We start from the raw sequence: 25,348 nt of genomic DNA on the forward strand, positions 1-25,348 counted from the left end.
AGGAACAGTCGAGCGCGTGACCGTGGCATACGCCAACGATCAAAAACGCTCGATAAGCGTCAAGTTGTGCGTAGTCCTTCGGCCAGTACCAGAGCTTCCCAACACTCGATACGAGTTGGTCGGGCCGCGGCGAGGGGTGGGTATCGCACATGGAGATCGTCGGGAGAGTCCCCTCCGAAGCGGGACACGCCCCGCCCGCGCCCCCGTCCCCGGTCGGCTACGAGGGGACCTGGCGGTTCACCGCACCGGCCCTGGACTCCTCCGTGCCACAGGCCCGGCACGCGGTGCGCGAGCTGCTGGCCCATCAGCGGGTGCCGGTGAACGACGAACTGGTGGAGAGTCTGCTCCTGATCGTCTCCGAGCTGGTCACCAACGCGGTGCGGCACGCCGCGCTGCTCTCCCCCGAGATCGCCGTCGAGGTCTCCCTGAGCCGGGACTGGGTCCGGATCGCCGTCGAGGACAACCATCCCTACCGGCCCGTCGCGCTGCTGGCGGACCAGGGCGGGACCGGTGGGCGGGGACTGCTGCTGGTGACGGCGATCACGGAGGAGGCGGGCGGGGCCTACGACGTGGACCAAACGGCGAGCGGCGGCAAGGTGGTCTGGGCCGCACTTCCGCTGCCCGGCGCCGCTACCAGCCTGCCGCCGTCCCGGTGAGCTCACGGACCGCCGGGCGGGCCGCGTCCAGCACGGTCATGAACCACGCCGAGAACGGCCCCTCGTCACGCAGCTTCTCCAGCTCGTCGGGGGTGACGAAGGCGATCTCGCCGATCTCCTCGGGGTCCGGGCGCGGGGTCGCCCGCACCAGCCCCGCGAAGAGGTGGTTGTACTCCTGCTCCACCAGGCCCGAGGCCGGGTCCGGGTGGTTGTAGCGGACCGTGCCCGCCTCCCGCAGCAGTGCGGGCGCCACGCCCAGCTCCTCGGCGGTGCGCCGGGCGGCGGCCACGAACGGCGGCTCACCGGGGTAGGGGTGGCCGCAGCAGGTGTTGGACCAGACCCCGGGGGAGTGGTACTTGCCCAGCGCGCGGCGCTGGAGCAGCAGCCGCCCCTCGTCGTCGAAGAGGAAGACGGAGAACGCCCGGTGCAGCCGGCCGGGCGCGAGATGAGCGGAGAGCTTCTCCGCGGTGCCGATCGTCGTACCGTCCTCGTCGACCAGTTCGAGCATGATCCGTTCTGCGGAACCGCTCGGCGCGGCGGTCTCGGCGGTCTCGGCGGAGCCGCCGTTGGCAGGTGTGATCGGCATGACCATCCTCATAGTTCCGACTCGTGAACGTCCAAGTCTGCCGCACATGTGCCTCTCGTCTATGTCAGTGGCACAGCTTGGCTTCGCGATCAGCATGCCCACCCGGTTCCAGCTGGAACGTGCGGTGCCCGACGTCGAAGTGCTCCCCGGGACACCCCTGGAGGGCGTGCGGCATCCGCTCGTGGCCCATCGCGTCCAGGGCCCCCGGGGCGACCGCCCCGGTCAGCCGTGCCGGTGCCCGGTGAGGCCGGTGGCCCCGGTCAGCCCCGCCGGGCCTCGGGGTGGTGCAGGCACCAGCCCTCCCAGGCCGACTCCACCATCGCGCGCACATCGTGCCGGGCGCTCCAGCCCAGCTCCTTGGCGATCAGTTCGGTGGATCCGACGACCCGGGCCGGATCGCCCGCCCGGCGCGGCCCCACCACCGGGGTGAGCTCCGGGCGGCCGGTGATCTCGCCGATCAGATCGGACATCTCCCGCACCGAGACGCCCCGGCCGGTGCCGATGTTCACCGTGAGATCGCCCGGCCCCGGCCGCGCGGCCAGCCGGCGGGCCGCGGCCAGATGGGCGGAGGCCAGATCCTCGACATGGATGTAGTCGCGGACACAGGTGCCGTCGGGGGTGTCGTAGTCATCACCGAAGATCCGCGGCGGCTCCCCCTCGGTGATCCGCTCGAACATCATCGGGATGATGTTGAAGACTCCGGTGTCGGCCAGCTCGGGGTGCGTGGCACCCGCCACATTGAAGTAGCGCAGACAGGCCGTGGAGAGGGAGTGGGCCGCGCCCGCCGCTCTGACCAGCCATTCTCCGGCCAGCTTGGTCTCTCCGTACGGATTGATCGGCAGGCACGGGGTGTCCTCGGTGACGAGTTCCACATCGGGCATGCCGTAGACGGCGGCGGAGGAGGAGAAGACGAAGCGGCTGACACCGGCCGCGACCGCCGCCTCCAGCAGCACCGTGAGCCCGTGCACATTCTCGCGGTAGTAGCGGAGCGGCTGCTCCACGGACTCCCCGACCTGCTTCTTCGCCGCGAGATGCACCACACCGGTGATCCCCAGCTCGGCGAATGTGCGGTCCAGCAGCTCACGGTCCAGGGTGGAGCCGCACACCAGCGGCACGTCCTCGGGCAGCCGCGCCCGGACGCCGCTGGTCAGGTCGTCGAGCACGGCCACGGACTCGCCCGCCTCGGCCATGGCCCGCACAACATGCGACCCGATATATCCGGCACCACCTGTGATCAGCCATGTCATGCCCCGCACCCTATCCATGGCGGGGCGATCGCCGTTTGTGGAGGACAGCCGCCATCCACCATGATGATCGGCGGCGCGCGGAAGTGGTCGTTCCCCCGATCGTGTGGTGAATGTGCGGTGAACGGCGGCTTCCATCGATCCGATAGCCTCTGCCGGACGTGCCGCCGACCCCACGGGGCCAGGGCGTGCGATGCCCATGGCCCGGAGGGCCCAGGCCAGTGCCATCAGCGGCGCGGCCACCATGTCAGCTGCCAAGGAGTGAGTTCGTCTGTCGACCGCGATTCTCACCGGTGCGCCGGTCGCCGGCTCGTCCCTCGAGGACGACCTGCGGTCGCTGGGCTTCGCCGTGCGTACGACGACCGACGCCGCCGGGGTCACGGCGGAGCTCGCCGCCGTCCCGGCGCATGAGCGGGTGGCCCTCGTGGACCCCCGCTTCGTCGGTCATGTCCATGCCCTGCGGCTGGCCCTCACCGACCCCCGCTTCCCCGCCGCGACGGTGCGCGGTGCGCTCAGCGTTCAGGCCGAGGCGCGTACGGCCCTGGTCCGCGCCGTGACGGCTGCCGCCGCCACGGCGCGGACCGCCGGGAACGGAGGCGGGGCGCCCACCGCCGCCCCCGCTCAGGCCCTCGGCTCCGCCGAGAGCCCGGTGCGCGAGGCCGCGCCGACAGTGGTGCCCGCCACCGTGCCCGACCGGGCGGGGGAGGCGCGGCCGTCCGTCGGCTCGGCCCCGGGCCCCGGCGCGGACACCAGGGGCGGCGACGCGGGCGTGCCCGGAGCGGCCGCGGCTTCGAGCGCGGACGGCGCGCTGCGCGCGTCCGACGTGGCGCACGCGCCGGGCGAGTACGCCGAGAGCCGGAGCCGGACGCGGCCGTCCGGGACCGCCACCGCCCTCGGCGCCGCCGGCTCGCCCACTGCCGCCGCGACCGGCGCGGCCGCACCCGGCGAGGCCACGCACGGGGCCGCGCCGGACCGTGCCGCCGCCGCAGGCGTACACCCGGACGCCGTGGCTCCCGGGCGCGCCACGCGGGCCGGTGAGACGCTCGGCGCAGGGCACGCCGCCGACGGCTTCGCCGCACCGTCGCGGTCCGTGGCCGCGGAGGCGGCCACGGACGCCGCCGCCGACGCCCGCTCCCGTGTGGACGACCTCGCCGCCGCCCTCGACGCCGAAGGCGTCCCCGTGCACCGGCCCGAGCTCGGGGTGCTCGTGGCCGCCGTGCCCGCGGACGCCGCTGCTCGGGCCGCGGCGCGGGACGCCGTGGACACGGTGGACGAGGAGCGGGTGCGGCTGCGGTCGGCCGTGAAGTCGCGGGACGGCTTCTTCACGACCTTCTGCATCAGTCCGTACTCCCGCTACATCGCCCGCTGGTGCGCCCGGCGCGGGCTGACCCCCAATCAGGTCACCACCGCCTCCCTCATCACCGCCCTCATCGCGGCGGCGTGCGCCGCCACCGGCACCCGGCCCGGGTTCGTCTCGGCCGGTGTACTGCTCATCGCCTCGTTCGTGCTCGACTGCACCGACGGGCAGTTGGCCCGCTACTCGCTCCAGTACTCCACGCTCGGCGCCTGGCTGGACGCCACGTTCGACCGGGCCAAGGAGTACGCCTACTACGCGGGCCTCGCGCTCGGCGCCGCCCGCGCCGACGGCGGCGGTGACGACGTATGGGCGCTCGCGCTCGGCGCGATGGTGCTCCAGACCTGCCGCCATGTCGTGGACTTCGCCTTCAGCGAGGCCAACCACGACGCCACCGGCAACACCAGCCCCACCGCCGCCCTCTCCGGCCGCCTCGACAGCGTCGGCTGGACGGTCTGGGTGCGCCGCATGATCGTGCTGCCGATCGGCGAGCGCTGGGCGATGATCGCCGTACTGACGGCGTTGACCACGCCCCGTATCACCTTCTACGCACTGCTCATCGGCTGTGCGCTGGCCGCCTGCTACACCACCGCGGGCCGGGTGCTGCGCTCGCTGACCCGCCGGGCCGAGCGCACGGACCGGGCCGCCCGCGCCCTCGCCGAGCTGACCGACTCCGGCCCGCTGGCCGAACTGGTCGCCAAGGCCGCTCCCCGCGGGAGGGGTTCGTACCTCGCCCCGCTGTCGGCCGCCCTCGGCACCGCGGCCGTCCTGGCCGGCACCGCGGCCGCCGGTTTCGGTTCCTGGGTGCCGGTCGGCTGCGCCGTGCTCTACGCGGTGCTCGCGGGCGTCGCCGTCGCCGCGCCCCTCCAGGGCCCCCTCGACTGGCTGGTGCCGCCGCTCTTCCGCGCGGCCGAATACGGCACCATCCTGATCCTGGCGGCTTGCTCGGAGGTGAACGGCGCCTTGCCCGCGGCTTTCGGGCTCGTTGCGGCGGTCGCCTACCATCACTACGACACGGTGTACCGCATCCGTGGCGGCACGGGAGCGCCCCCGCACCGGCTGGTGCGGGCGATCGGCGGGCACGAGGGGCGGACGGTGGCGGTCACCGCCGCCGCTGCCCTGCTGCACCACCAGAACCAAGGTTTCACCATCGCGTTGACCGCTTTGGCGGCGGCCCTCGCGCTGGCGGTGCTCATCGAGAGCATCCGCTTCTGGGTGTCCTCAGGAGCACCCGCTGTACACGACGAATCAGGAGAACCCGCATGATCGGCCTCGTGCTCGCGGCCGGCGCCGGACGGCGTCTGCGCCCCTACACCGACACGCTTCCCAAGGCCCTGGTGCCCGTGGACGGTGAGACCACCGTCCTCGACCTGACCCTCGGCAACTTCGCGGAGGTCGGTCTGACCGAGGTCGCCATCGTCGTCGGCTACCGCAAGGAGGCGGTGTACGAGCGCAAGGAGGCGCTGGAGAAGCGTTACGGCGTCAAGCTCACGCTGATCGACAACGACAAGGCCGAGGAGTGGAACAACGCGTACTCCCTCTGGTGCGCCCGTGACGCGATCCAGCACACCGTGATCCTCGCCAACGGCGACACCGTGCACCCGGTCTCGGTCGAGAAGACCCTGCTGGCCGCGCGCGGCAACGGGCAGAAGATCATCCTCGCCCTCGACACGGTCAAGCAGCTCGCCGACGAGGAGATGAAGGTCGTCGCCGACCCCGACAAGGGCGTCCAGAAGATCACCAAGCTGATGGACCCGGCCGAGGCGACCGGTGAGTACATCGGCGTCACCCTGATCGAGGGCGAGGCCGCCGCCGACCTCGCGGACGCGCTGAAGGCCACCTTCGAACGCGACCCCGACCTCTACTACGAGGACGGCTACCAGGAGCTGGTCAACCGCGGCTTCAAGATCGACGTGGCCCCCATCGGCGATATCAAGTGGGTCGAGATCGACAACCACGACGATCTGGCGAAGGGCCGTGAGATCGCGTGCCAGTACTGACGAGGCTCATCCCCTCGCCGCTCGTCGTCGACATCCGCGCGGGCGCCCTGGACGACCTCGCGGGGGTCCTCGCCGACCAGCGGATCTCCTCCTCCGGCAAGCTGGCCATCGCCATCAGCGGCGGCTCCGGCGCCCTGCTGCGCGAGCGGCTGGCGCCGGCGCTGCCGGGCGCGAGCTGGTACGAGGTCGACGGCGGCACCCTCGATGACGCGATCAAGCTCGCCGACCGCATGAAGTCGGGGCACTACGACGCCGTCGTGGGGCTGGGCGGCGGAAAGATCATCGACTGCGCGAAGTTCGCCGCGGCGCGCATCGGCCTCCCGCTGGTCGCCGTCGCCACCAACCTCTCGCACGACGGTCTGTGCTCCCCGGTCGCGACCCTCGACAACGACGCGGGCCGCGGCTCGTACGGGGTGCCCAACCCGATCGCCGTGGTCATCGACCTCGATGTGATCCGGGAGGCGCCGGTCCGCTTCGTCCGCTCCGGTATCGGCGACGCCCTGTCCAACATCTCCGCGGTCGCCGACTGGGAGCTGTCCAACCGGGAGACCGGCGAGCAGATCGACGGCCTCGCGGCCGCGATGGCGCGCCAGGCCGGTGAGGCCGTGCTGCGCCACCCCGGCGGGGTCGGCGACGACGGCTTCCTCCAGGTGCTGGCCGAGGGACTGGTGCTCACCGGCATCTCGATGTCGGTCGCGGGGGACTCCCGCCCGGCCTCCGGTGCCTGCCACGAGATCAACCACGCCTTCGACCTCCTCTTCCCCAAGCGCGCCGCCAGCCACGGCGAGCAGTGCGGTCTGGCCGCCGCCTTCGCGATGCGTCTGCGCGGGGCGCACGAGGAGTCGGAGCACATGGCCGAGGTGCTGCACCGGCACGGGCTGCCCGTGCTGCCCGAGGAGATCGGCTTCACCGTGGACGAGTTCGTCCAGGTGGTGGAGTTCGCTCCGAAGACGCGCCCCGGCCGCTACACGATCCTCGAGCACCTCGACCTCTCATCCGACGCGATCAGGGACGCATACGCCGACTATGCCAAAGCAGTCAGTCAAGCCATCAGTGGCTGAACTCCGCCCGGTCGTCCACCCCGCCGGGGTGAAGGACCGGCGGAGCGGTGAGCACTGGGCCGGGCGCCTCTACATGCGGGAAATCTCGCTGCGCATCGACCGGCACCTGGTGAACACGCGGGTCACGCCCAACCAGCTGACGTATCTGATGACCGTCTTCGGCGCCCTCGCGGCCCCGGCCCTGCTGGTGCCGGGGATCGCGGGCGCCGTGCTCGGGGTGCTGATGGTCCAGCTCTACCTGCTGCTGGACTGCGTCGACGGCGAGATAGCCCGCTGGAAGAAGCAGTTCTCGCTGGGCGGTGTGTATCTGGACCGGGTCGGCGCGTACCTGTGCGACGCCGCGGTGCTCGTCGGCTTCGGTCTGCGCGCCGCCGATCTGTGGGGCTCCGGGCGGATCGACTGGCTGTGGGCGTTCCTCGGCACCCTCGCCGCGCTCGGTGCCATCCTGATCAAGGCCGAGACCGACCTCGTCGGGGTCGCCCGGCACCAGGGCGGTCTGCCGCCGGTCAAGGAGGCGGCCGCCGAGCCGCGCTCGTCCGGTGTGGCGCTGGCCCGCAGGGCGGCCGCGGCGCTGAAGTTCCACCGGCTGGTCCTCGGGGTCGAGGCATCGCTGCTGATCCTGGTGGTGGCGGTCGTGGACCAGGTGCGCGGCGACCTGTTCTTCACCCGTCTTGGCGTTGCCGTACTGGCCGGTATCGCCCTGCTGCAAACCCTGCTTCACCTCGTGTCCATCCTCGCGTCGAGCAGGCTCAAGTGAGCATGAGCACAATGAAGCTCGGAGCGGTCGTCCTGACCATGGGCAACCGCCCCGAGGAGCTGCGCGCACTCCTCGACTCGGTCGCCAAACAGGACGGTGACCAGGTCGAGGTGGTCGTCGTGGGCAACGGTTCGCCGCTGCCCGCGCTCCCGGAGGGCGTACGGACCGTCGAGCTGCCCGAGAACGTGGGCATTCCGGCGGGCCGCAACGTGGGCATCGAGGCGTTCGGACCCGGCGGGTCGGACGTCGACGTGCTGCTGTTCCTCGACGACGACGGGCTGCTCCCGGGCACCGACACCGCCGAGCTGTGCCGCCAGGCGTTCGCCGCCGACCCGAAGCTGGGCATCATCTCCTTCCGCATCGCCGACCCCGACACCGGTGTCACCCAGCGTCGCCATGTGCCCCGGCTGCGCGCCTCCGACCCCCTGCGGTCCTCCCGGGTGACCACCTTCCTGGGCGGTGCCAACGCGGTGCGTACCACGGTGTTCCAGCAGGTCGGAGGGTTGCCGGACGACTTCTTCTACGCCCATGAGGAGACCGATCTGGCCTGGCGGGCGCTGGACGCCGGATGGATGATCGATTACCGGTCGGACATGGTGCTGCACCATCCGACCACCGCCCCGAGCAGGCACGCGGTCTACCACCGCATGGTGGCGCGCAACCGGGTCTGGCTGGCCCGGCGTAACCTTCCTGCACTGCTCGTCCCCGTCTATCTGGGCGTCTGGCTGCTGCTCACACTGGCCAGGCGTCCCTCGAAAACCGCACTTCGGGCCTGGTTCGGAGGGTTCCGGGAAGGCTGGAAGACACCGTGTGGTCCACGCCGGCCCATGAAGTGGCGTACGGTATGGCGCCTGACCCGACTGGGCCGACCTCCTGTCATCTGACAAGCTCGTAACGAAGAGCATCGGGCGCGACCCGGGGCGCGGCCCCGCTCAGCGCACCCTGAAGACGAAAGTGTCAACTGTGAGCGAGACTACGCACGACGGTGCGGTAGCCGTGAGTGGCCCGCCATCAGCCGACGACGGCCTGTCCCCGGCCGAGCTGGCGCGCAAGTACGAGCTGTCGGTGAGCGGTGCCCGGGTGGGACTCGGCGAGTACATCCGCCAGATGTGGGGCCGGCGTCACTTCATCGTGGCCTTCTCGTCGGCCAAGCTCACCGCTCAGTACAGCCAGGCCAAGCTGGGTCAGCTGTGGCAGGTGGTGACCCCGCTGCTCAACGCGGCGGTGTACTTCTTCATCTTCGGCCTGCTGCTGGGCGGCAGGGGCGGAATGAAGAACGACATGTACATCCCGTTCCTGGTGACGGGTGTGTTCGTCTTCACGTTCTCGCAGAACTCCGCGATGGCCGGGGTGCGCGCCATCTCCGGGAACCTGGGGCTGGTGCGGGCCCTGCACTTCCCGCGGGCCTCGCTCCCCATCTCGTTCGCGCTCCAGCAGCTCCAGCAGCTGCTCTTCTCGATGATCGTGCTGGTCGTCGTGTTGCTGGGCTTCGGGCACTTCCCGGCCTTCGCCTGGATCCTGGTCATCCCGGCCCTGGCGCTCCAGTTCGTCTTCAACACCGGTCTGGCCCTGGTCCTGGCCCGGATGGGGGCCAAGACCCCCGACCTCGCACAGCTGCTGCCGTTCATCCTGCGTACGTGGATGTACGCCTCCGGCGTGATGTACCCGCTGGAGCACATGTTGCAGAAGGCTGGGGCGCACTCCTGGGTCTCCGACCTTCTGTTGGCCAACCCGGCGGCGGTCTACATGGACCTGATGCGGTACGCCCTGATCAACGACTACCCCTCGTCGAGTCTGCCGCCGCATGTCTGGGCGCTGGCGCTGGGGTGGGCGGTGCTGGTGGGCGCCGGGGGATTCGTGTACTTCTGGAAGGCAGAGGAGCAGTACGGCCGTGGCTGAGCAAACCCTCGACAAAGGTGCCCAGGCGGAGCGGGCCGACCAGGCCGCTCAGGTGGCTTCCGCGCCGGCGCGGGTGCCCACCGTCATCGCCGACGACGTCCATATCGTCTACCGGGTCAACGGCGGCCCCAAGGGGAAGGGCAGCGCCACCGCGGCCCTCAGCCGTCTGCTGGGCCGGAAGAGCGCCCCGGGCATGCGTGAGGTGCACGCGGTGCGCGGGGTGACGTTCGTGGCGTACAAGGGTGAGTCGATCGGTCTGATCGGGTCCAATGGCTCGGGTAAGTCGACCCTGCTCAAGGCCGTCGCGGGGCTGCTGCCCACCGAGCGCGGCAAGGTCTACACCAACGGTCAGCCGTCGCTGCTGGGTGTGAACGCGGCGCTGATGAACGACCTCACCGGTGAGCGGAACGTGATCCTCGGTGGTCTGGCCATGGGTATGTCGCGTGAGCAGATCCGGGAGCGCTATCAGGGCATCGTGGACTTCTCGGGCATCAATGAGAAGGGTGACTTCATCACCCTGCCGATGCGTACGTACTCCTCCGGTATGGCGGCCCGGCTGCGGTTCTCCATCGCCGCGGCCAAGGATCACGATGTGCTGATGATCGACGAGGCGCTGGCCACCGGTGACAGGAAGTTCCAGAAGCGCTCCGAGGCGAGGATCCGCGAGCTCCGCCAGGAGGCCGGCACGGTCTTCCTCGTCAGCCACAACAACAAGTCCATCCGGGACACCTGCGACCGGGTGCTGTGGCTGGAGAAGGGCGAGTTGCTGATGGACGGCCCGACCGACGAGGTCATCAAGGCGTACGAGAAGGAGACCGGCAAGTAGCCGCTCGGCGAACGCCGCCCCATAAACCATCAGGCCCCGCCGGGCAACCCGGCGGGGCCTTGTTGTCCACAACCGGACCATGTACCCCGGATGGGAATGGGCGTGGAATCGTGGCACGTTGGGCAGTGCGACGGGGGAATCTGCGCGGGGGGCTGACGGGGTGGCCAATAGTGGTGCCGTGGGCGGAAGCAGTCATGCCGAGAGGGTGTTCCGCGTGCAGCGGGCCTTCACTCAGCTCGGCGGACGGGCCCATGGGCCCGGGGCGCTGGCCAGAGCGGCGGATCTGGACGACTCGACCGTCTACCGGATCCTCCAGTCCGGGGTGCACCAGGGCATCTTCGTCCGCGAGGGCCGGGGTCTTTACCGGCTGGGCTCCGCGGCCCCGCAGCTCGGTCTCAAGGCCCTGGCCTACTCGCCCGCCCCGGAGGCCGCCCACGCCCTCCTGGAGGCGCTGCGCCGGGCCACCGGGGGGCTGGCCTTCCTCTATCTGCTGGCGCCCTTCGGGGGCGCGCACCGGCAGTGCGTCGACATGGCCGTCGGCGACTCCGATCTGACGGAGCTGGGGATGACACCGCGTGCGGTGCAGACCGTCGAGCACTCGCTGCGGGTGGGGGCCGCGGGGCGGGCCATCCTGGCGTATCTGCCGGAGACCATCCAGTCGGAGGTGCTGGACCGGCCGGTGCCCGCCGAGGCCGGTCCCGGCGCCTACCGGGACGATGTGCGGCTCCTGGCCTCGCTGGACCGGATCAGGGCGCGGGGGTACGCCCTGGGCCACGAGGAGTGCGCGGCGGGGTGGAACGAGTGCGCGGCGCCGGTCACCTGGGACGGGCTGGTGATGGGCTCGGTGCTGGTGATGAAGCCCAAACAGGTCATGACGCGGTGTCCGGTGACCGTCATCGAGGCGGTGGAGCGGACGGCGGCGGGCCTGGCCGACCTGGGGCGGGGCCGTCCCGCCGGTTCGGATGGCAACGATACGAGAATGAAGTAAATTTACGGTAACAGGAGTAAACGTGAAGCGCATTCTCCGTGCTTCACCAGCCCTTTCTCGCGAGGCGAGAAAGGGTCGGAAATCCTTGACTCGTATGGGCGTGCGGCCGCAATAATCAAGAGGGCAATCAAGTCTGATTCTTGCATGATCGGCGGCTCGAAGAGCCGCCTAACTAGGGGGAAACGTAACCGTGTCCGACAGGGGCGGTCTCGCCGTCGTGCCCGATATTCCCGTGCCCAACTGGGCGCGGGAGCTGGAACGTGTGCCGTTGTTATCAGCCAGGGAGGGCCAGACGTTTGCGCTGCTCGGCGCGGGCTGGTCCAACCGCCGTATCGCGCTGCGGCTGCAAGTGACCGAGCGCACGGTGAAGGCGCATGTGGCGTCAATACTCGCAAAACTACAGGTGGAATCGCGGCTACAGGCCGGTCTGGTCGCGCTGAGCTACCGCCACCTGTACCAAAGTACAGTTCCGGGGAGGGGCGTGGCCGGTTAGCGTTGCTCCGTCTGCCCGTTTATCCGTCGGCCGGATAACGACGTGAACCAACCTGTCGCACAGCAATCGCGCCGTCATAGGAAAGGTATTCATGACTGACCGTTCCGGCCCGAGCGGAATGAACCCCGTGTGGACGCTGGTGGTGTCCGGACTCACCGTCTTCATGGCCGCCTTGGACAACCTCGTCGTCATCACCGCGCTGCCCGCCATTCAGCAGGACCTGGGCACCAGCCTCCAGGACCTGGAGTGGACGGTGAACGGCTACACCCTCACCTTCTCGGTCTTCCTGATGGCCGGTGCGGCCGCCGGTGACCGGTTCGGCCGCCGCCGGGTGTTCCTGGCCGGTCTCGTCGTCTTCACCGGGGCCTCCGCCGCCGCGGCGCTGTCCGACAGCGCGGACGCCCTGATCGCCGCCCGTGCCGTACAGGGCCTCGGGGCGGCCGTGGTGATGCCGCTGACGCTCACCCTGCTGACCGTGGCCGTCCCCGAGCGCCGACGCGGTGTCGCGCTGGGCGTCTGGGGCGCCCTCAGCGGGCTCGCGGTCGCGCTCGGCCCGCTGATCGGCGGGGCCGTGGTGGAGAAGATCTCCTGGGAGTGGATCTTCTGGGTCAATGTGCCGATCGGTGTGGTGGTGCTGGTGCTCGGCCTGTGGAAGCTGGCCGAGTCCACCCGCCCGGACACCTCGCTGGACCCGGTGGGCACCGTCCTGGTCAGCCTCGGGGTGTTCGGTGTGGTCTACGCGCTGGTGTCCACCACGGAACACGGCTGGACCAGCGGCCGGGTGCTCGGCTTCCTGGCCGGTGGCCTGGTGGTGCTCGCGCTCTTCGTCGGCTGGGAGCTGCGCACGGCCGAACAGATGCTGCCGATGCGGTTGTTCGGCAACCGCGCGTTCAGCGCGGTCAACGCGGCCAGCCTGCTGATGTTCGCGGCCATGTTCGGACTGGTCTTCCTGCTCACCCAGTTCATGCAGAACATCCAGGGCTTCTCGCCGCTGGAGGCGGGCGTGAAGATGCTGCCGTGGACGGCGATGCCGGTCGTCGTCGCCCCGCTGGCGGCGCTGCTGACCGCCCGGCTCGGCAACCGTCTGGTGGTCGCCGCGGGCCTGCTGTTCGAGGCCGCGGGGCTCGGCTGGCTGGCGTCCGTGGTGAGCGCGGACACCGCCTACGCCGACCAGGTGCCCGGTCTGGTGCTCGGCGGAATCGGCCTGGGGCTGTTCTTCTCGCCCGTCGCGGAAATGGCGATGAACGTCGTCGCGCCGCGCGACCAGGGAATCGCCTCGGGCGCCAACAACACCTTCCGGGAGCTCGGCGGCGCACTCGGCGTCGCGGTGCTCACCTCCGTATTCACCACGCTGGGCGGATACGGCTCGCCCCAGGAATTCGTGGACGGGCTGCGGCCCGCCGCCTGGATCGGCGCCGGAATCGCCGCCGCCGGCTGTCTCGCCATTCTCATGGCACCGCGCGGCCGCACCGCACCGGCCGAAACGAAGGTGATTTCTTCGGGAGCCGTCGAGGATTCATACGAGGGAAACCTTCCGAGCCGGTCGCGCAGCTAAATTCGAAAGAGCGAAGTCAGAGCGAACAAGATGATCCACCGGTCCCCGGGTCCCGGGTGACCGTTGGGTATGGGGGACGCTATGTACGACGTCATTGTGGTAGGAGCGCGCATCAGCGGATCATCGACCGCGATGCTCCTGGCGAGAGCGGGGTACCGGGTCCTTCTCCTCGACCGGGCGAAATTCCCCGGCGGTAAGGGGGCCGCCACCAATCTGGTCCACCCCCCGGGAATTCTCCGGCTGAAGCGCTGGGGGCTGCTGGACGAGATGGCGGCCACCGGCTGCCCGCCCATTCACTCCTACGGTCTACAGAGCGGCCCGGTTCAGCTGATGGCCAAGCTGCCCGCCGTCGAGGGCGTGGCCGAGGCCTACTCCCCGGAGCGCCGCAAGCTGGACGAGATCCTGCTGGAGGCCGCCGTCAAGGCAGGGGCGGAGCTGCGGGAACGGGTCGCGCTGCGGGAGCTGCTGACGGACGCCCAGGGCACCGTCATCGGCGTCCGGGCCGAGACCGAGGACCGCACCCCCGTCGTCGAGCACGCCCGGCTGGTCGTGGGCGCCGACGGCTCGAACTCCACCGTTGCCCGGCTGGTGGGGGCCGAGAAGTACGACTCCCACCCGGTGCTCAACAAGAGCCACTGGTCGTACTGGGCCGATCTGCCGCACGACGGCAAGGTGCGCACCTACCGCCACCGCCATCAGCACGCCTTCACCTGGCCCACCCACGACGGCCTGACCATCGTCGGACTCGCCCTGCCGGTCAAGGACTTCAAGGCGTCCGCGGATGCGGAGCGCGACGCCACGGTCGTCTCCGCCTTCGAGGAGGTCGACCCGGAGTTCGCGGCGCGGCTGCGGGAGACCCGGCGCGTCGACAAGTGGATGACCGGTGCGGTCCCCAACTTCCTGCGCCACTGCCACGGCCCCGGCTGGGCCCTGGTCGGTGACGCGGGCTACACCCGCGACCCCATCACCGCCGCCGGCATCACCGACTCGCTGCGCGGTGCCGAACTGCTGGTGGAGGCCGTGGAACCGGCCCTGGCCGGGGACCGCGACCTCGCCCCCGCCCTCGCCGGCTACGCCCGGCGCCGCGACGCCCTGGTGAGCGGCCACTTCCAGTACACCCGCGACCACGCCGCGATCGCCGACTACAACCGCGAGGAGCTGGAGTTCATCCGGGCGATGGCCCGCAGCCCACACCACGGCAGCGGCATGGTCGGGATGTTCGCCACCATCGTCCCGCCCGCCGAGTTCTACTCACCGGCCAATATCCATGCCCTCTTCGACCACATTCCGCCGGGCTCCGAACCGGGCTGGAAGATCCGGATGGTGCGCTGGCTCGTCCGCGGCGCCCCCCGGCGTCTGCCCGCGGCGACCCGGCTCGCCGATCGGCTGATCGCCGCCAATCTCGGGAGCATGGGCACCTTTCTGCTCGACTCCCCGGTCGCCCGCGTGGCCTAGGGGGTGTCCGACGGTACGCGTACGCCTGCGGCGGGCCACGCGGCGGAGCCGCAAATCGGTGCTTCCCCCTCCCCGCCCCTTCCACAGCATCGATATGCGGCTCCGCCGCGTGGCTGGGGCTCCGCCCCAGACCCCGCTCCTCAAGCTCCCCCAGCTACCGCTGGGAGGTGCCCCCTGAAGGGGCTGATTTCAGCCCGTCCGGGGCCCAGGGGCGAAGCCCCTGTAACGGGAGGGGTGGGGAGGGGAAGGGTCCGCCGGACACCCCGTAGCCGGGCTCCCTCGCGCCACGCCCACCGGGCACGGCCGCGACCTCACAACGGCCTTCGGCCGTCCACAGCGCCGCGCCACCCGCGCGGGTGGCGCACCTCATACACCGTCACCACCACAGCCATGGAGGCATCGGCATGTCCAGCAATCCGTCCCCCGGCGTCAAGACGGCGTTCCTCTTCCCCGGACAAGGCGGCTTCGACGGCGAGGCGCTCCGCCGCGCCAAGGAGCGCCATCCCCAGATCGGCCGGGTCTTCGAGCGGCTCGACACCGTGACCGAGGAGCTCTACGGCAGCCGCCTCTCCGAGGTGCTCTTCGGCGAGCGCAAGGCCGATCTGCGCGATCTGCTCGACAACGACCCGTGGGCCTCCCAGGTCGCCATCTACGGCGCCGGTCTGGCCGCCTACGAGATCCTCGCCGCCCAGGGCGTCGCCCCCGACGTCCTGGCCGGGCACAGCCTCGGCGAGATCACCGCCCTGGTGGCGGCCGGGGCCTTCTCGGTCGAGGACGGGGTCCGGATCGTCGCCCAACGCGTCGCCGTGATCGAGCGGCATGGCGGGGTCGACGGCCGCATGGTGGCCCTGGCCGCGAGCGCCGAGCGCACCCGCAAGCTGCTGGAGCTGGTGGACGAGCCGCTGCTGGCCGTCGCCACCGAGAACCACGACGAGCAGACCGTGGTCAGCGGCCCCGCCGGGATCCTGGACCGGGTCGTGGCGATCGCCGGACAGCTGGACGTGGGCGCCATCGAGATCGACACCCCCTTCCCCTTCCACACCCCGGCGCTCGCCCCCGCCGCCCCCGAGTTCGCCGCGTACGTGACGAAGCTGGACCAGCGCCCGCTGAACCGCCCGGTCTACTCGCCGATCCTCCAGCGCTACTACGAGCCGGGCGACGCCCTCGCCGAGCTGCTGGCCGAGCACTTCACCCGGCCGGTCCGGTTCGCCTCGGCCGTACGGCACCTGCGGGAGACCGGCGCCGAGGTGTTCGTGGAGGCGGGCGGGCGCGCCGCGCTCTCCAAGCTGGTCGCCAAGGTGACCGACGGCTCCGCGGTGCGGTCGCTGCCCACGCTGGCCGTGACCGGCGGGCGGCTCGCGCTCGACCGGACCCTCGACGCGCTGCGCGAGGCCGGTCTGGCCGCGCCCGAGCGCGGCGGGCTCGCCGAGCTGCTGGCCCCGTCGGTGCCCGCGGACGTCTTCGCCGCGTACTGGAGCGAGCACGGCCACATGGTGCTGGAACTGGTCCGCACCGAACTGGACGCCTTCCGCAGGTCCACCGGGGGCGGCGGCGCCGAGCCCGGGTCCCGGCCCGCTGCCGCCGTCGAGCCGGAGTCCGCCGCCGAGGCCGCGCCCGCGCCGGAGACTCCGGAGACTCCGGAGACTCCGGGGACCCCGGCGGCCCCCGCGGCCCCCGCGGCCGGTTCGCGGCCCGGGGGGTACGGCCGCGACCAGCTCTTCGGGGAGCTGCGGACCCTCTACGCCGAGGCGCTCGAATACCCCGAGGACGTCTTCGAGGACGAGGTGCAGCTGGAGGCCGAGCTGGGCGTCGACTCCGTCAAGCAGGTCGAACTCCTGTCCAGGGTCTCCAGCCGCTACGGGCTGCCGCCGCGCGAGTCCGGCTTCCGGCTGGCCACCTACAACACCATGGGCAAGATCACCGACTTTGTGCTCCAGCAGCTCAACGACCACGGGGCCCACACACCGGCCTCCGCCACGGGCTGAAGCGCCCACCCCTCGTCGCAGCAGTCGCAGAAGGAGTCAGTCGTTCCCATGAAAGACCTCACGGGGAAGGTGGCCCTGGTCACCGGGGGTTCCAAGGGCGTGGGCAAGGCGATCGCGCGGACCCTCGCGGCCCGCGGCGCCGATGTCGTCCTCAACTACTTCCACTCGCACGACCAGGCCAAGCGCACCAGGGACGAACTGGTGGCAGGCGGCGCCCGGGTCGAGCTCGCCCGGGCCTCGGTCGCCCGGCAGGAGCAGGTCGACCGGATGTTCGCCGAGATCGAGGAGCGCCACGGCCGGCTGGACATCCTGGTCAACAGCGCCGCCAACGGGGCCCTGCTGCCCCTGGCCGAGGTGACCGACGAGGACATCGCCAAGGCCATCGACACCAACTACAAGGGCGGACTGCGCTGCGCCCGCGCCGCCGCCCCGCTGATGGCGCGGGGCGGCGGCGGGTCGATCGTCACCGTCTCGGCGCTCGGCGGCTCGCAGATGGTGATGGCCAACTACTCGGCCTGCGCCCCCGCCAAGGCGGCCGCCGAGGCGGCCACCCGCTATCTCGCCGTGGAATACGCCCCGCTGGGCATCCGGGTGAACACCGCCTCGGCCGCCATGCTGGAGAGCGAGGTCGCGGACAAGTTCCCGCGGGCCCGGGAGATGCAGGAGGTGATCGCCAGGGCGACCCCCTTCGGACGGCTGGGCACTCCGGAGGAGTTCGCCGACGTGGTCGCCTTCCTGGCCTCCGACGCCTCGCGGTGGATCACCGGACAGGTGGTGCTCGCCGACGGGGGGCTGACGCTGGGCGCCGCCCTCATGTCGCCGCCCGCCGCGGCCCCCGTACGGGAGGAGGCCGCACCGGAGCCGGAGCCCGTCGTGACGCCCGAGCCCGTCGTGACGCCCGAGCCCGTCGTGACGCCCGAGCCCGTCCCGGCGCCCGAGCCTGAGCCCGCCGTGGCCCCCGAGCCCGTGCCCGCCGACGTCCCCGACGTCCCCGACGACGCGATCGCCGTCGTCGGCATGGGCCTGGCGGTCGCCGGGGCGAACAGCCCCGAGGAGTTCTGGAAGCTCCGTACGACGGGGGACGAGCTGTTCGTCAAGATCCCCCGGGACCGCTGGCGGCACGAGAACTTCCACGCCGTCGACACCGCCGCCGAGGACAAGGCGTACGCCGACCGCTGCGTCTTCATCACCGACTTCCAGGCCGCCCCCGGCTCCGTCGACAGCATGGCCGAGGGCGCGGACGACCACGAGCTGACCACCATGTGGCTGCGCCACAGCCTGGTCCAGGCCCTGGACGGAGTGCGCCACCAGGACTCCGACCGCTGCTCCTTCGTCGTCGGCTACACCCCCGACGGCAGCCAGCACCTGGAAGAGGCCGGGGTGCTGGACAGCGTCACCCGGATGACGCACGACATCCTCGGGGAGCTGTCGCTGGACGACGGCGAGCGCACCGCCCTCGGCGGCGACATCGAGGCGGCCCTGAACCGCCGCTACTGGCGCGCCGGCCAGGACCGCGCGCGCTTCCTGCCGCACCGCGTCGGAGAGCTGGCGATGCGCGGTCTGCTGCCGCCCTCCACCGAGCTGCACATGGTGGACACCGCCTGCTCCTCGTCGCTGTACGCGATCGACATCGCGGCCAAGGGCCTGCTGATGGGCAAGCAGGACATCGCCGTCTGCGGCGGCGCCTTCGCGCTCGCCCCGCGCGGCACCGTGCTCTTCTCCAAGCTCCAGGGGCTCTCCAAGCGCGGTGAGGTGCACGCGCTGGACGAGGACGCCGATGGCGTGATCTTCGCCGACGGCGCCGCGCTGGTCGTCCTCAAGCGGCTGAGCCGGGCGCGGGCCGACGGTGACGAGGTGCTCGGGGTGCTCCGCGCCTTCGGCTCGTCCTCCGACGGCAAGGGCAAGGCCATCTACGCCCCGAACGCCGCCGGTCAGAGCCTGGCGGTGCGGCGCGCCCTGGAGGCGGGCGAGGTCGAGGGCCCCGCGGTGAGCTGGGTCAACGCCCACGCCACCGGCACCCCGGCCGGTGACCTCGCCGAGTTCACCACGCTGCGGGAGTACTACGGCACCGCCGGACCCGCCGCCGTGACCTCCAACAAGTCCCTGATCGGCCACACCGGCTGGGCGGCGGGCGTGGTCTCGCTCATCGAGAACCTGCTGGGCCTGGCCGAGCACACCATCCCCGGCCAGTTCCGCTTCTCCAGGCCCCGCGAGGACTTCCGGCTCGCCGAGACCGGACTGGAGATCACCCCCGAGCACAAGGGCTGGCCGGAGCGGCCCGGTGGCCCGCGGCTGGCCGCGGTGTCGGGCTTCGGCTTCGGCGGCACCAACGCCCATCTGATCGTCTCCGAGCACCGGGCGCGCCCCGCCGCAGCGAACGCCACCGCCACCGACCGCGCCCCCGCGACCGTCACCAAGGTCCCGGATACCGGCAGCCGGGTGGCGATCGTCGGCTGGTCGGCCCATCTGCCGGGGCTGGACGGCCGCGAGGAGGTCACCCGCTGGCTGGGCGGCGGTCCGCGCCCCCGCGACAGCTTCGGCGACGACTACCCGGCGCCGCCGTTCAGCAAGGTCCGGCTGCCGCCCAAGACCATCCGCGCCCTGGACCGCTGCCAACTGATGATCGTGGAGTGCGCCCATCAACTGCGCGACCAGATGCCGGACTTCTGGCGGGAGCGGGCGCTCAAGACCGGGGTGTTCGTCGGCCATATGGGCCCGACCCGCGCCGCGATGCTCTACGCCAACCGCTGCTACCTCGACGACATCGCCGAGGCGCTGGGCGAACTGCGCTCCGACGCCCTGCCCGGTGTCCTGGAGCGGCTCGGCGAGCGGGTACGCGGCATGATCCCGGCCTCCAACGAGGACTCCTTCCCCGGCCAGATGCCCAACATCATCTCGGCCCGGGTGGCGAACTACTTCGACCTCAACGGCCCGAACATGACGATGGACTCGGGCTTCGCCTCCGCCGTCTCCTCCATCACCTCAGCGGGCCGCTATCTGCGCACCGGTGAGCTGGACTTCGCGCTCGCGGGCGGGATCAACGGCAACAGCCTCCCGGAGTACCGGACGCTGATCGGCGAGCTGCTGCCGCCCGAGGCCCGGGAACTCGCCGAGGGCGCCTTCCTGTTCGCCCTCACCACCGAGGAGCGGGCCCGCGCCGCCGGGCTCGAGGTGCTCGCGTATGTGGACGAACCGCTCGGCGCCGTCGAGGCGGGGCGCGGGGAAGAGACCGCGGACGAGATCCTGCTGTGCGGTGCGCCCGCGCCCGAGCACGCCCGCTACCTGGGCGCGGCCGGTGGTCTCGCCATCCTCAGGGCGCTGCACCGGCCCTCGGGGACCGTGGAGATCGCCACCGACGAGAGCGAGGGCGCCGCAGGGGCCCGGCTCCGGCTGACCATCCCCGGTGCCGGGCCCGAGTTCCACGGCCCGGAGTCCGCGGGCCCGGAGGCGGTCCCGGCCGCGCTGCCCGCCGCGTTCGCCACCGGCGGACGGCTCGCGGACGGCACCCCGGTACGGGTCCGCCGCCAGGTGCCCGTCCTGACCGAACTGCCCGCGCGCACCGTGCGCGAGCGCGTCCCGTTCCTGCCCGCCGGGGCGGTGGTGCTCACCGACACCCCCGGGCCGCTCGCCGCCGCCGCGCCGCCGGACGCGGACCTCACCGTCCTGTCCACGGCGCCGCTCGCGGCCCCGCGCCCGGGCTGGCACCACCTGCCCGAGGTGACCGAGGAGTCGGTCCGCCGGGCCCTGGCGGGCGCGGGCCCCGGGGTCACCCACCTCAGGGTGGTGGGTGACCTCGGCCGGGCGGCCGCGGACGGGCCCGCGCCCGCCCTCACCGCCCTGCACGACGCCGCCTATCTGACCCTCCAGCACGTCTACGACGACCTGGGCGACCCCGGCTCGTCGGCCGTGGCGCTGCTGCTGGGCGCCGCGCCGGGCGGCATCCCGCATCCGTACACCGGGCTCTTCACCGGGCTGTGGAAGACCGCGGCCCTGGAGCGCGACGCCTGCCTCGCCTTCACGCTGTGCACCTCGGCCACCGGCCTCGCCGAGGCGATGGCCCGCGCCGAGGAGGAGAGCGCGGCCGAGCGGGTCTTCCCGGCGGTGTTCGACCTCGACGGGGTGCGCAAGGCGTATCTGCTCTCCGACGAGCCGAACGACCCGGGGGCGGGGGCGCCTGCCGTCCTCGGCCCGGACTCGGTCGTGGTGGTCGCCGGGGGCGCCCGGGGCATCACCGCCGAGGTGGTCAAGGCGGTGGCCGAACACTTCCGGCCCCGGATCTACGTCCTGGGCAGCAACTCCCTCGACGACTACCCGCCGGAGACGTACCAGGGCACCGACGAGGAGTTCGCCGCCCGCCGCGCCGGTTACATCAAGACGGAGATCGCCCGGCGCGACGGCCGCACCGTGGCCGACATCAACCGCGCCTTCGACCGCATGGTCAACGCCCGCTGGGCGAAGCGGAACCTGGACGAGATGGCCGCCCACAGCGGCGCCGGACGGGTCACCTACCTCGCCTGCGACATGCGCGACGGCGCGGCGGTGGACCGGGCGGTCGGCCGGGTGCTGGACGAGCGGGGGCGGATCGACCTGCTGGTCAACGCCGCCGGGTTGCAGCGCTCCGGGCTGATCAAGGACAAGGGCTTCGCCGAGTTCACCTCCATCCGCGATCTGAAGCTGGACTCCTACCTCCACCTCAAGCACGCCCTGCGCACCGCGCCGCCCCGGCTGTGGTGCAACTTCGGCTCGCTGCTCGGCTACTTCGGGCAGCTGGGGGAGGCCGACTACGCCGCGGCCAACGACTTCCTGGCCGCCGCCGCGACCCACACCCGCGCCACCGATTCGCCGACGGACGAGTTCACCATCGGCTGGACGCTGTGGGAGGGCGTCGGCATGGGCGCCAACGAGCTGACCAAGGCGTACTACGAGCGCGCGGGCTCGTACAGCAACATGGCCATCGCCGAGGGCATCCACCACTTCGTCCAGGAGCTCCACGCGCCCGTGCGGCGCCCCTCCGTGGTCCACCTCGGCGACGCCGAACGCGCCACGGTGGAGCGCTTCTACCCCGGCTACCTGGACCATCCCGGCCCTCCGGGCACCACGGGCGAGGCGGCGCGGCCCGGGTTCTTCCTGCGCCGACTGGTGGAGTCCGACGAGCGGTCCGTGGTCTACGAGTGCCCCTTCGACCTGGACACCGACGGCTATCTCGAACACCACACGGTGCGCGGCGAGGCCACCCTGCCCGGCACCTTCGTCACCGAACTGGCCGCCGAGGCCGCCCGGGCCCTGGTCCCCGGCAAGCGGGTGATCGCCTTCGAGGATCTGCGGTTCGAGCACTTCCTGCGGGTCTACCGCGACATCCCGGCCGGTCCCCGGCGCATCCGTGCCGAACTGGTGGACGGCCCCGGGGAGGTGACCGTCGTCCAGGTGCGGATCACCGAGGACGTGGTCGCGCCCAGCGGGGTGGTCCTGGTCAAGGACCGGGTGCACTTCCTGGCCCGGGTGCTGCTCGACACCGAGCCGCCCACCGCACCGCGCTGGGAGGAGTGGCCGGCGGGGGAGGAGACCCCGGTCCCCGACCCGTACCACCAGCCCGGCTCCCCGGTGCGGCTGACCGGCCCCTTCGTCTCCACCACCGACACCCGGATCCACCCCCGCGGCAAACGCGCCCGCTACGCGCCCGACGTCCCGGCCGGTGATCCGGTGTGGTCCCGCTTCACCGTGCCGAGCATCCTGCTCGACGGGCTGGCCCGGGTGGGGGTGCTGGATCTGGTCGACGGGCATCTGGTGCCGGTGGCCGCACCGCTGTCGATCCGCCGGATCGATCTGTACGAGGAGATCAGCGACCACGACCTGGCCGCGTCCGGAGAGGACATCGACCTCTTCGTCACCCCGCCCGGCTTCGATCTGACGGCCGACACCATCAGCAACCGCTTCGTGGCGGTGCGGCCCGACGGCCGGATGCTGCTCCAGATGAAGGACATGCGGGCCACCCTCATCGGCTACATCGACGCCGAGACCGGCGAGGCCGTCCCCCTGGAGCGGGCACCGGCGGGGGAGGACCGGACATGACCGCGAATCAGCCGGACATGACCGTGGCTCAGGAGGACATGACCGTGACCGCGGAGGACGCGCCGGTCCAGCCGGTGACCCGGATGGTGTGGCGGCTCACCGAGCTGCCCCGCCCCACCGGGCCGCACCCCCGGCTGACCGGGCTGCGGGTGCTGCTGATCGGCGGCGAGGAGGACATCGCCGCCGGTGTGGAGCGCGAACTGAAGGAGCACGGCGCGCTGGTGCGCCGGGGGCCGGACGGCCCCGGCCCCGTGGACGCCATCGTCGACCTCACCGTGGGCCGGGCGTACGACCCGGACCGGGCCGCCTCCGCCGGGGCCTGGCGGCGGGCGCTGACCGAGACCGTGACCGCGCTGCGCGGCACTTACGACGACTGGGCGGCCGAGACCGCCGCCGACAGGCTGTGCTACCTCGCCGTCAGCTACCTCGGCGGCGGGATGGGCCAGCATCCGCGGGACGGTCTCGAGCAGCCGCTCGGCGGCATCTGGGCGGGGCTCGCCAAGACCCTGCACCGGGAGTTCCCCAACGTGGCCGCCCGCGTCGTCGACATCGACCTGGCCGCCTCCGCCGAACTGCCCGGCATCGTCGCCGCCGAACTCGGCCGCACCGGTGAGATCGAGGTCGGCTACCGCGACGGCCGCCGGTACACCCTCACCCCCGAGGACCGGCCCGTGGCCGCGCCCGCCCTCACCCTCGGCCCCGAGGACACCGTGCTGATCTCCGGCGGCGGCCGGGGCATCGGCTGGGAGCTGGCCAGGTCGCTGGCCGCCCGGCACGGCGTACGGGTCGTGGTGACCGGCCGGGAGCCGTTCCCCAGCGGGGACGAGCCCTGGTTCGGCGTGGACGAGGCCGGGTGGAAGGCGTACGAGAAGCGGGTCTGGGCGGGCCGTACCAAGGGCGAGTCGCCCGCCGTGGTCCGTGGCCGGCTGGCCCGCACCCGCCGGCTGTGGGAGCTGGCCACCCATATGACCTCCGCCCGGCGCGAGGGGCTGCGCATCGAGTACGCGCGCTGCGACTTCACCGACCGCGCCCAGGTGCGCGAGCTCATCCGGCGCGAGGACGCGCTGGAGGGCGGCCGGCTCGCCGGGGTGGTGCACAACGCCGGGGTGGACACCTCCGCCCGGCTGCCGAAGAAGACCGACGAGGAGATCCTGCGCACCGTCGAGGTCAAGATCGAGGGCTTCCTCAACGTCTTCGAGGAGGTGCGGAGGCGCGACCTGAAGTTCTTGTGCAGCGTCGGCTCCCTCACCGGACGGCTCGGCGGCATGGTCGGCCAGCTCGAATACGCGGCGGCCAACGACGGTCTCGCGCGGCTGGGCCAGTGGGCCGCCCGCCGGGCCGCGTTCCCCGTGATGACCCTCGCCTGGCCCACCTGGGACCGCATCGGGCTGATCGCCAACTTCGCCGCCACGCTGCGCTACATGGCCGCGATCGACGTGGCGGACGGTCTCGAGCGCTGGCGGGCCGAACTGCTGGCGGGGTCCGAGGGAGAGGTCACCTTCGTCGGGCCGCTGGGCAAGGCCATCGACCCGGGGCAGGCCATCGGCTACCCGGTGGTGCCCGCGCTGCCCGGCTTCGCCGCCGCCTATCCGAAGGTCTTCCACCTCGGCGAGGTGACCTCCTACCAGCCGCACGCCCAGCTGACGGCACGCGTCGTCTTCGACCCTCAACGCACCCCAGCACTCGGCGACTTCCGCATCGACGGCACCCCCGCGCTGCCGCCCTCCCTCCTGCTGGAGAACGCCCTGCGGGCCGCCGAATGGATCGTCCCGGAGGACTTCCCGGCGCTGCGGGCCGGTGCGCTGGAGGAGATCGTGGTGCCGCTGGCGCTGCTGCGCCTCGACGGCCCCGCGGTCCGGCTGGTCCGTGAGATCCGGGGCTTCCACGAGGGACACGACTGGATCGTGGAGGTCCGCTACCGCCACGAGGGCCCGGGGGACGGCCCGGAGGCGAGCCTGCGCATCGTCCACGAGACCGGCGCGCCACGCCCGCCCGCCCCGCCGCGCCCCGGCGTGCCTCAGACCACCACCCTCCGCTCCGGGCCGCCCTTCCTGCACTGGCGCGGCGCCGTGGTGCCGCTCTCCGCATGGACGGCGGGGCCGGACGGCCGCCTGGTGGCCGAGGTCCCGCGCTGCCTGCCGGTCGACCTGTGGGCGACGCCGTACGTGCCCGGGACGGCCCTCCCCGTCGCCGCGCTGGAGAACGTGGTGCGGCGGTGCACCACCCACGGCGACGGCCTCTCGGTCACCGCCGACCCCCTGATCCTCGGCCGGATCGCACCGCACTCCGCCGAGCGCGGACCCACCCGTATCGAGGGCGATCCCTCGCTCGGCGTCTGGCGGATCACCGACGCAGACTCCGGGGGCCCCGTGGCGACCGTCTCGGGACTCCCCGGCCCGCTGGGAAACACGACGGAATAG

At 72.0% G+C, this 25,348-nt stretch carries 17 protein-coding genes and 1 pseudogene; 15 read left to right on the plus strand and 3 right to left on the minus strand.

The genetic code is table 11. From position 1 onward, the window contains the following. Positions 1-149: 149 nt before the first annotated feature. Positions 150-656 carry an ATP-binding protein gene (locus ACJX2R_RS39505; protein WP_413104006.1) on the plus strand — a complete coding sequence of 169 codons (507 nt, stop codon included), beginning with the start codon at positions 150-152 and terminating at the stop codon, positions 654-656. Here ACJX2R_RS39505 and idi read toward each other — a convergent pair. The 3 genes and pseudogenes from idi to galE all read right to left on the minus strand — a co-directional run bounded on the left by idi (position 631) and on the right by galE (position 2,489). Next, positions 631-1,242 carry an isopentenyl-diphosphate Delta-isomerase gene (gene idi, locus ACJX2R_RS39510; protein WP_262705454.1) on the minus strand — a complete coding sequence of 204 codons (612 nt, stop codon included), beginning with the start codon at positions 1,240-1,242 and terminating at the stop codon, positions 631-633. The two genes, ACJX2R_RS39505 and idi, sit on opposite strands and share 26 nt — an antisense overlap. A gap of 64 nt (positions 1,243-1,306) precedes the next feature. Further along, a pseudogene (locus ACJX2R_RS39515) lies at positions 1,307-1,441 on the minus strand (cation transporter); the annotation flags it as partial. A 61-nt stretch (positions 1,442-1,502) separates the two neighbouring features. Beyond that, positions 1,503-2,489, minus strand: a complete 987-nt coding sequence (gene galE / locus ACJX2R_RS39520; RefSeq protein WP_413104007.1) for a UDP-glucose 4-epimerase GalE — start codon at positions 2,487-2,489, stop codon at positions 1,503-1,505. A gap of 682 nt (positions 2,490-3,171) precedes the next feature. Between galE and ACJX2R_RS39525 the strand changes: the two genes are divergently transcribed. The 14 genes from ACJX2R_RS39525 (at position 3,172) to ACJX2R_RS39590 (ending at position 25,348) form a co-directional block, all read left to right on the plus strand. Next, positions 3,172-5,106, plus strand: a complete 1,935-nt coding sequence (locus ACJX2R_RS39525) for a DUF5941 domain-containing protein (protein ID WP_413106061.1) — start codon at positions 3,172-3,174, stop codon at positions 5,104-5,106. After that, positions 5,103-5,840: a sugar phosphate nucleotidyltransferase gene (locus ACJX2R_RS39530; RefSeq protein WP_210945126.1), complete on the plus strand. Its 738-nt coding sequence runs from the start codon at positions 5,103-5,105 to the stop codon at positions 5,838-5,840. Before ACJX2R_RS39525 ends, ACJX2R_RS39530 begins: the two co-directional genes overlap by 4 nt. After that, positions 5,828-6,901 (plus strand): iron-containing alcohol dehydrogenase family protein, encoded by a 1,074-nt coding sequence (locus ACJX2R_RS39535; protein WP_020867256.1) that lies wholly within the window; start codon positions 5,828-5,830, stop codon positions 6,899-6,901. Before ACJX2R_RS39530 ends, ACJX2R_RS39535 begins: the two co-directional genes overlap by 13 nt. Beyond that, complete coding sequence (locus ACJX2R_RS39540) at positions 6,867-7,658, plus strand: CDP-alcohol phosphatidyltransferase family protein (protein ID WP_078559614.1); 792 nt, start codon at positions 6,867-6,869, stop codon at positions 7,656-7,658. Before ACJX2R_RS39535 ends, ACJX2R_RS39540 begins: the two co-directional genes overlap by 35 nt. An 11-nt stretch (positions 7,659-7,669) precedes the next feature. Beyond that, positions 7,670-8,542 (plus strand): glycosyltransferase family 2 protein, encoded by an 873-nt coding sequence (locus tag ACJX2R_RS39545; RefSeq protein ID WP_262705461.1) that lies wholly within the window; start codon positions 7,670-7,672, stop codon positions 8,540-8,542. A gap of 79 nt (positions 8,543-8,621) precedes the next feature. Next, positions 8,622-9,557 (plus strand): ABC transporter permease, encoded by a 936-nt coding sequence (locus tag ACJX2R_RS39550; RefSeq protein WP_262705458.1) that lies wholly within the window; start codon positions 8,622-8,624, stop codon positions 9,555-9,557. Between the two features lie 52 nt (positions 9,558-9,609). Next, positions 9,610-10,383: an ABC transporter ATP-binding protein gene (locus ACJX2R_RS39555; RefSeq protein ID WP_413106062.1), complete on the plus strand. Its 774-nt coding sequence runs from the start codon at positions 9,610-9,612 to the stop codon at positions 10,381-10,383. Between the two features lie 214 nt (positions 10,384-10,597). Next, a complete protein-coding gene (locus tag ACJX2R_RS39560) occupies positions 10,598-11,371 on the plus strand; it encodes an IclR family transcriptional regulator (RefSeq protein ID WP_413104008.1) in 774 nt (257 codons plus the stop codon). Positions 11,372-11,561: 190 nt separating this feature from the next. Then, complete coding sequence (locus ACJX2R_RS39565; protein ID WP_210945132.1) at positions 11,562-11,864, plus strand: response regulator transcription factor; 303 nt, start codon at positions 11,562-11,564, stop codon at positions 11,862-11,864. 91 nt (positions 11,865-11,955) lie between these two features. Further along, entirely contained in the window at positions 11,956-13,419 is a 1,464-nt protein-coding gene (locus ACJX2R_RS39570) for an MFS transporter (protein WP_413104009.1), read from the plus strand. 81 nt (positions 13,420-13,500) lie between these two features. Beyond that, on the plus strand, positions 13,501-14,874 hold the full coding sequence (locus ACJX2R_RS39575; protein ID WP_413104010.1) for an NAD(P)/FAD-dependent oxidoreductase: 1,374 nt from the start codon (positions 13,501-13,503) through the stop codon (positions 14,872-14,874). Positions 14,875-15,278: 404 nt separating this feature from the next. Further along, positions 15,279-16,859, plus strand: coding sequence for an acyltransferase domain-containing protein (locus ACJX2R_RS39580; protein ID WP_413104011.1), 1,581 nt, complete (start codon positions 15,279-15,281; stop codon positions 16,857-16,859). 48 nt (positions 16,860-16,907) lie between these two features. Next, positions 16,908-22,928 (plus strand): SDR family oxidoreductase, encoded by a 6,021-nt coding sequence (locus tag ACJX2R_RS39585; RefSeq protein WP_413104012.1) that lies wholly within the window; start codon positions 16,908-16,910, stop codon positions 22,926-22,928. Beyond that, entirely contained in the window at positions 22,925-25,348 is a 2,424-nt protein-coding gene (locus ACJX2R_RS39590) for an SDR family NAD(P)-dependent oxidoreductase (RefSeq protein ID WP_413104013.1), read from the plus strand. Before ACJX2R_RS39585 ends, ACJX2R_RS39590 begins: the two co-directional genes overlap by 4 nt.

The sequence above is a fragment of the Streptomyces sp. Inha503 genome, assembly GCF_047215865.1.
Taxonomy (GTDB): Bacteria; Actinomycetota; Actinomycetes; order Streptomycetales; family Streptomycetaceae; genus Streptomyces; species Streptomyces lycopersici.

Bases quoted from the DNA above. Each gene is read 5' to 3' on its own strand.
- ACJX2R_RS39505 (WP_413104006.1), top strand. From the start codon at position 150: ATGGAGATCGTCGGGAGAGTCCCCTCCGAAGCGGGACACGCCCCGCCC.
- idi (WP_262705454.1), bottom strand. From the start codon at position 1,242: ATGCCGATCACACCTGCCAACGGCGGCTCCGCCGAGACCGCCGAGACC.
- galE (WP_413104007.1), bottom strand. From the start codon at position 2,489: ATGACATGGCTGATCACAGGTGGTGCCGGATATATCGGGTCGCATGTT.
- ACJX2R_RS39530 (WP_210945126.1), top strand. From the start codon at position 5,103: ATGATCGGCCTCGTGCTCGCGGCCGGCGCCGGACGGCGTCTGCGCCCC.
- ACJX2R_RS39540 (WP_078559614.1), top strand. From the start codon at position 6,867: ATGCCAAAGCAGTCAGTCAAGCCATCAGTGGCTGAACTCCGCCCGGTC.
- ACJX2R_RS39545 (WP_262705461.1), top strand. From the start codon at position 7,670: ATGAAGCTCGGAGCGGTCGTCCTGACCATGGGCAACCGCCCCGAGGAG.
- ACJX2R_RS39570 (WP_413104009.1), top strand. From the start codon at position 11,956: ATGACTGACCGTTCCGGCCCGAGCGGAATGAACCCCGTGTGGACGCTG.
- ACJX2R_RS39575 (WP_413104010.1), top strand. From the start codon at position 13,501: ATGTACGACGTCATTGTGGTAGGAGCGCGCATCAGCGGATCATCGACC.
- ACJX2R_RS39580 (WP_413104011.1), top strand. From the start codon at position 15,279: ATGTCCAGCAATCCGTCCCCCGGCGTCAAGACGGCGTTCCTCTTCCCC.
- ACJX2R_RS39585 (WP_413104012.1), top strand. From the start codon at position 16,908: ATGAAAGACCTCACGGGGAAGGTGGCCCTGGTCACCGGGGGTTCCAAG.
- ACJX2R_RS39590 (WP_413104013.1), top strand. From the start codon at position 22,925: ATGACCGCGAATCAGCCGGACATGACCGTGGCTCAGGAGGACATGACC.